The sequence below is a fragment of the Paenibacillus cisolokensis genome (assembly GCF_050481165.1).
In the GTDB taxonomy this organism is placed as follows: Bacteria; Bacillota; Bacilli; order Paenibacillales; family Paenibacillaceae; genus Paenibacillus_AH; species Paenibacillus_AH cisolokensis.
Window position 1 is genome coordinate 1 of the sequence record NZ_JBCNFP010000151.1, and the last position, 6,191, is coordinate 6,191.

The 6,191-nt window shown below is 52.2% G+C and carries 7 protein-coding genes; 1 reads left to right on the forward strand and 6 read right to left on the reverse strand.

Features of this window, described 5'->3' with window-relative positions; translation table 11 throughout:
- Window positions 1-283: 283 nt before the first annotated feature.
- The 6 genes from ABEV74_RS20880 to ABEV74_RS20905 all read right to left on the reverse strand — a co-directional run bounded on the left by ABEV74_RS20880 (window position 284) and on the right by ABEV74_RS20905 (window position 5,209).
- On the reverse strand, window positions 284-937 hold the full coding sequence (locus ABEV74_RS20880) for a copper amine oxidase N-terminal domain-containing protein (RefSeq protein WP_430149243.1): 654 nt from the start codon (window positions 935-937) through the stop codon (window positions 284-286).
- Between the two features lie 244 nt (window positions 938-1,181).
- Window positions 1,182-1,373, reverse strand: coding sequence for a hypothetical protein (locus tag ABEV74_RS20885; protein ID WP_430149246.1), 192 nt, complete (start codon window positions 1,371-1,373; stop codon window positions 1,182-1,184).
- A gap of 499 nt (window positions 1,374-1,872) precedes the next feature.
- Entirely contained in the window at window positions 1,873-2,640 is a 768-nt protein-coding gene (locus ABEV74_RS20890; protein ID WP_430149249.1) for an ABC transporter permease, read from the reverse strand.
- Window positions 2,640-3,569 carry an ATP-binding cassette domain-containing protein gene (locus tag ABEV74_RS20895; protein ID WP_430149258.1) on the reverse strand — a complete coding sequence of 310 codons (930 nt, stop codon included), beginning with the start codon at window positions 3,567-3,569 and terminating at the stop codon, window positions 2,640-2,642. Before ABEV74_RS20895 ends, ABEV74_RS20890 begins: the two co-directional genes overlap by 1 nt.
- 146 nt (window positions 3,570-3,715) lie before the next feature.
- Entirely contained in the window at window positions 3,716-4,315 is a 600-nt protein-coding gene (locus ABEV74_RS20900; protein WP_213531832.1) for a TetR/AcrR family transcriptional regulator, read from the reverse strand.
- 84 nt (window positions 4,316-4,399) lie between these two features.
- The gene (locus tag ABEV74_RS20905) at window positions 4,400-5,209 is read right to left on the reverse strand and encodes an arginase family protein (RefSeq protein WP_430149252.1); all 810 of its coding nucleotides are present in this window, start codon (window positions 5,207-5,209) and stop codon (window positions 4,400-4,402) included.
- A 211-nt stretch (window positions 5,210-5,420) separates the two neighbouring features.
- Here ABEV74_RS20905 and ABEV74_RS20910 point away from each other — a divergent pair, with 211 nt between their 5' ends.
- Window positions 5,421-5,969, forward strand: coding sequence for an HXXEE domain-containing protein (locus tag ABEV74_RS20910; protein ID WP_430149255.1), 549 nt, complete (start codon window positions 5,421-5,423; stop codon window positions 5,967-5,969).
- The last annotated feature ends 222 nt before the right edge of the window (window positions 5,970-6,191 follow it).

Consider the following 6,191-nt stretch of genomic DNA (forward strand, 5'->3'; position numbering starts at 1 on the left):
AGCGGCATGGGGGTCTATCTTCTATCTTCTATCTTCTACCTTCTATCTTCTACCTTCCCCTCTTCTACCCTCTACCTTCCCTCTTCTCCCTTCTCCTTTTCTCCCTTCTCCTTTTCTCCCTTCTCCTTTTCCCGAAACCCGGTATAACGGCTCCTTCCTTCAGCGAATCTGAATGATTGACGGTTGCGGTACACGGTGTCGTGATTACAGGCGAAACAGCGTCGCTTCATTCACTCCGGCTACAGCAACCTTCGAAGTCCGCATGCCCCGCCGACCAGCCGCCTTACGGCAGAACGAGATCCGGCAGCGATTTGGCATCGGGATCCGGCTCAATGTCCGTAATGACCCATCTGTCATCCTTATAGACGACCGTAACTTCGACATTGCCTTTGCCCGCATCGCCGGTCGACGTCTTCATTTGAAACTCGACCGTATAGACGTAACGGTCCTTGTTGTTCGAGCTGAGGAGCGAGACGGTATACTTGTCGGTCCAGGGGCTCGATACGCCGGGCACCCAGTTCCATTGCTCGAACTCGTCGATCGTCGCCTTCTGCGCTTCGGAGGACAGCAACGAATACTGCACTGCGCCGTTCCGCTGCTTGACGGCTTCCGCCCACGTCTCCGCCGCCTCCTTGGCCGATTCCGGCGCATAGAACCGTTCTATCAACTCAAGACGCTGGCTGGCCGATTGCCCGCCCTGATCTTCGATCCGGACGCTTTGGCTGTTTTTGTCCCATTTCACATCGGCGCCAAGCGCTTCGGCGACCCAGCGAATCGGGACAAGGACGCGTCCTTTCTCGACCACAGGTGCGACATCGCTTCGGATTTCCTTACCGTTCACGAACAGCTTTATCGGCCCCGAGGCAGCCGCGGCTCCCGAAACGAGTGCAATCGCCAGAATCGTTCCCGACAGTACGAGCGACAGCTTCTTTTTCATCGCAACTCATCCTCCGCGTTTCATTTTTCATTTTCTCCGATCTATTAGACTTGACAACTGCGGCAAATGTTGCACCTAAATGCCATGGCTTTATTCAGGGCCGGCCAAGACTTTCCGGGCTTTCCGGGCCTTCCTGGCAGTTGCCGATTCGATGCCCGCCCATTATCCAGAACTGCGCATCATTTCGCCGCTCGCATGCTGCCACTGCTCCATTTCGCCGCATACATGCTGTCATTGCTCCATTTCAATGCTGCATGCTGCTTTCGCTCCACTTCGTCGCTTTTACACTGCCATCGCTCCATTCATCGCTTCCATGCCGCCGTCGTTCCACTTCGTCGCTCGCATGCTGCTTTCGCTCCACTTCGTCGCTTTTACACTGCCATTGCTCCATTTCAGCCGATTGCACGCTCCTATTGCACCATTTCGCCGCTTGCATACTGGCCTTCTATTGCACCATTTCGCCGTACTCATGCTGCCATCGCTCCATTCGCCGCGCTCACGCTGCCCTTTCATTGCACTTCATGCAATGGAAGGGCGCTTTCGCGTCCGTTTCCGGCGGTTTTATTGCATCATGTGCAATAAAACTGCTCTAAATGCCTCCAAGAGTCGCATCCCGGCCGCTTTAGTTGTACGATCTACAACTATTTCCGCCGGAGCGCCCCGTTTTCGGATATTTAGTTGTACAACGTACAACTTATACAAGCGTTCCGATCATTTTCGCCACCGACGGCTTCTCTAGTCTCAATCAAGAAACAGCATCCCTAGGGCATCCATGCAGCATCTCTACAGCATTCCTACGGCATTCCTAGAGCATCCATGTAGCATCCCTACGGCATTGCTGCTTGCTGCGGCTTTGCTCATCCTGCCCTACCTTTTGCCCGACAAAGCATCGCAAAAATAATGCGGAATGCAGCCAGTCCGGCTGCATTCCGCGTCTATCCTTTCCTTCTGAACAGGATCATGGCAGCGATATAAGAAACGAACAGCAGACCGCCGAACCAAACGACGGCAATCCAGGATTGACGGCCGATATCCGTATCGAGAAGCAGACCTCGCAACGTTTCGATAAGCGGGGTAAACGGTTGATAATCGGCATACGCGCGCAGCCATGACGGCATCGTGTCGGTCGGAACGAACGCGCTGCTGACATAAGGCATGAACATGACGATAAAGGTGAAGGCGCTGGCGGTTTCGACGCTTTTGGCCAGCAGCCCGAAGACGACGGCCAGCCAGCAAACCGATAAAATAAACAAACTGAGCAGCAATACGACGCCAAGCCAATCCAGCCAGCCGGCCTCGGGTCTGAATCCGAGCAGAAAGGCGACGACGAACACCAAGGCCGCGCTGATCGCATTCCGGACGAAGCTGCCGATCACATGGCCCAGCATAAACGAGGAAGGGTGAACGGGCATGCTTCGCAACCGTTCGAACAAACCGCCGAGCCGATCCTGACTGACGCTTACCGCCGTCATCGAACTGCCGTAACCGACGCAAAAAATAATAATGCCCGGGACGATGTAATTGACGTACGCAGTGTCCGTTTGGATCGCCCCTCCGAATACATAGACGAACATCAGCATCAGCACGACAGGCAAAAAAATGTTGATAAACAAAGATTCCGGATTCCGTACCAAATGCTTTATATTGCGTTGCAGCATCACCCAACTATCGCTTGCGGCCCACAATAACCGGGATTTCTCCATCAGACGCTCACCGCCTCCTTTTGTCGTCCTGTCATTTGTATAAAGACGTCATCCAGCGTCGGCTTCCGCAATTGAACGGATGCCGGTTCGATTCCCCGTTCATGCAGTCCGTTGAGCAACCGCCTCAAGCTTTCCGCGGAACCGTCGGAAGGAACGGCAATCGTATTGCGGGTTTCGTCCGGTTGACCGTTTACCAACGCCCGGGCTTTCGCCAGATCGTCCCGATGGCGGAAAATCAGCTCGATCCATTCGCTGCCGACGATCCGTTTCAGCTCCTCGGCCGTTCCTTCCGCGACAATCCCTCCTCCGTTCATGACCGCGATTCGGTCCGCAAGCTTATCCGCTTCCTCCAAATATTGCGTCGTCAACAGGATGGTCGTGCCGCTTTGCGCAAGCTGGCGGATCGTGTCCCACAGGCGCATCCGGCTGCGCGGGTCCAAACCTGTCGTCGGTTCGTCCAGAAAAATAATGGACGGCGAAGCGAGCAAGCTGACGGCGATGTCAAGCCTTCGGCGCATGCCTCCCGAATAGGTCTTGACCTGCCGTCCGGCCGCCTCCTCCAGATCGAATTGCTGCAGCAGCTCCGCCGTCCGCTTCTTGATTGTATGGCGATCCAGACGGCTGAGCCGTCCCATCATCCGCAAATTTTCTTCCCCGGTGAGCTGCTCGTCAACCGTGGTATATTGCCCTGTCAAGCTGATTATTTTGCGGATTGCGGCCGCGTCCTTGATACAATCGTGTCCTGCGATCGTCGCCTTCCCGGCATCCGGTTGGATCAGGGTCGACAAAATACGGACGGTTGTCGTCTTGCCGGCGCCATTTTCCCCGAGCAATGCAAATATCGTTCCGCACTCCACCTCGAAAGAAAGCCCGTCGAGAATGGTCCGATCCCCATAAGCTTTCCTGAGCTCCCGGACGGAAATCATCACTTCTCCCAACTCGTACCCCTCCTCAACTTGACACGAAGCCACGAAAGACAGACAAGTTTTTTGATTGACTTGTTCAGTCAAAAAAAAGACTATTATGATTTACGGCTTTTGTCAATGGTTTTTTGAAAAACCGGCCAGCGGCAGAGCTACCGCGCCGTAATCATTCTCATCAGCAGATCGATTTTACGGTCGATATCCCGGCCCCACCATTCCAGATCCCCTTCCATCATCAACCCCGTTATGACGGTTAAAAACATCTCCAGCAGCTCCTGCGGGTCGGTTTGAACAATATCCCCGGTGCGCTGCCCTTCGATAAACAAGGGAAGGAGAAAGGTGATGTATTCCTTCGATGAGCGCTCGATCAGCGCCGCGATATGCTCGGGGACGTCGTGATTCGTTCGCCGCAAATGGTGGATTACCCGGAATACATCACTGTTTCCTTCCGTAAACGCAGTTTTGACAAGATGTTTGATCTTCTCGACGGGGCCCGACTGCATCTCTGCAATTTCCTGAAACAGTTCGCCCGATCCGCTTATCGCCCATTGAAGGCTTTCATACAGCACTTCTTCTTTGGATTTGAAATAGTGATACAGCAGGCCGTGGCTGATTCCCGCTTCGGCCGCGATCATGTTGATTTTCGTCAGCCTGATGCCGTTTTCGGCGAATACCTTCAAAGCGGCCATCATGATTTGAAATTTCCTTTGGCTGCGAATTTGCTCCAACTGCTCTTCCTTTAACGGGGCCATGGATGTCGAATCTCCTCTATCGCGTCATTTCGCGTCATTTAATGTGATTTTATCATTTTGAATTCGTCATTTACCATTCACAATTTAACCGGCGGACCGATGGACCGTATGTCCGGAAGGCACGGTTTCGCTCATCCACTGAACGGCCCGCTCTGCAAGGTACCGGTTGGCCTGTTCGTTGATTCGCGACGCTTGCCGCATTTCATTGCGATAAATATGCGCCGGCGTTATCGGATACTCGCCGCATATATCGACCCCGGCGACCCTTTTCGCCTTGGCAATGGCTTCGAGAATGCGGACCATAAATCGCAACGAAAACCGGCCTTGCTCCCAGTCTGTGACCGCCTCGCCCGGATTCAGCACATCTTTATCGATGCTGATATACACCGTATCGGTCGGAATATTCGACACCAACGAGCGGATGCCGGATTCCGATTCATTGACGTTATCGTTCGGATACGCCAATACTTTGGCCCGAACATCCCCTGGCATTTGCTTCAAACCGGCCTCGCTTACACCGATCAACAACACTTTGCGCAGGTGAGGAAGCCTCCTGATCGCTTCGAGCACCCACGAACCGCAAGAAATATGCATGTCGTCCGGCGTCTCCATCATATCTGAATGATAATCAAACAGCACAAGGGTAAAAGGTACGGACAGCTCGGACGTCAGCAGGTAGCTTACATAGTGATAATTTCCTCTTCCGATCAGCGTAACGCCTCTATTCCGGCGTTTTTGCAATCTGCTGCCAATTTCCCGGAGCGAATCCTTCGAACAATATCCGTTGGTCTGCCCTATATCCGACAGTTCAATCCACTCAAAAGCAGGCTGAAGAAAATGAGGCTGCGAACATAACGTTTGATCAAAGTTCAATACTGCAACTTTGCCGCTCATTATGACCAGACTTCCTTTTCACCACGAAAATTGTTTTTATGGTATGTTAAATATTTTACACCCCGACGTAGTGCAAGGATCAAGTGATTCGATTGAAAATAACTTTACAAACACAAAAAAAATCAAGATTCATATTCCCGCATTGATGTCCGAAAAATATTATAGTAAATGGAGAATTGCCGGTTTAACCGGAGCGTAAGGAGAGGCGATAGTGTTGTCGTACTTCAATGAACTGATTCGTTTGGAAGAGCTGGTATGGCTGCTCCCGGCTGCTTTTTTCATCCATGACGGAGAAGAGATCATCACAATGGAAAAATGGCTGCGAAAGCATAAAGATCAGCCTCGGATCGCGGAAAATCGCATATACAATTGGGAGAAAAATATCACGTTCCAGTTTACGGTCGCAGTGCTGCTGCTCGGATCGTTACTTTTTCTGGCAACATGCTTCGCTGCCGGCGATTTCGAAAACAGCGGCAAGCTGCACCCTTTATTCGTCGGAATAATCGCCATCCTCTTCCTCGACGGGATCAAACATGTCGGCTATACCGTCATGCTAAAAACATACACGCCGGGCTTCATCACCGCCGGGCTTGTCGAAATCCCTTTTACAGCGTATGCATTGTACCGCTTTTACGACGCGGAGACGATAGACATTATAACGGTCGGGATATACGTGGCTGCCGAGCTCCCTCTCATCCTCTTTTTAGTATGGGCAGGTCTTACGCTCGGGAGACGGGTGGCGCCTTATCGAAAGCAATAGTATAACCGTCGTCAATTCGGCATGAACGGAAGCCGGTCAAGGCCGGGAAATCTCAAGACGAGTTCAACTTAGCCGTGACAGCTATCTTTTCTAGTATCGTTTGAGTATCGTCTGGCGATTTTCCGAGGAGCATAGCGTACAACACCCCGACAAAACGCTAGTGGCAAGCGGCATTATCGGATATATGAGCCTCCAGTATCTTTCTAGCTATGATGAACGTAA

Bases quoted from the DNA above. Each gene is read 5' to 3' on its own strand.
- ABEV74_RS20880 (WP_430149243.1), bottom strand. From the start codon at position 937: ATGAAAAAGAAGCTGTCGCTCGTACTGTCGGGAACGATTCTGGCGATT.
- ABEV74_RS20885 (WP_430149246.1), bottom strand. From the start codon at position 1,373: ATGCAAGCGGCGAAATGGTGCAATAGGAGCGTGCAATCGGCTGAAATG.
- ABEV74_RS20890 (WP_430149249.1), bottom strand. From the start codon at position 2,640: ATGGAGAAATCCCGGTTATTGTGGGCCGCAAGCGATAGTTGGGTGATG.
- ABEV74_RS20900 (WP_213531832.1), bottom strand. From the start codon at position 4,315: ATGGCCCCGTTAAAGGAAGAGCAGTTGGAGCAAATTCGCAGCCAAAGG.
- ABEV74_RS20905 (WP_430149252.1), bottom strand. From the start codon at position 5,209: ATGAGCGGCAAAGTTGCAGTATTGAACTTTGATCAAACGTTATGTTCG.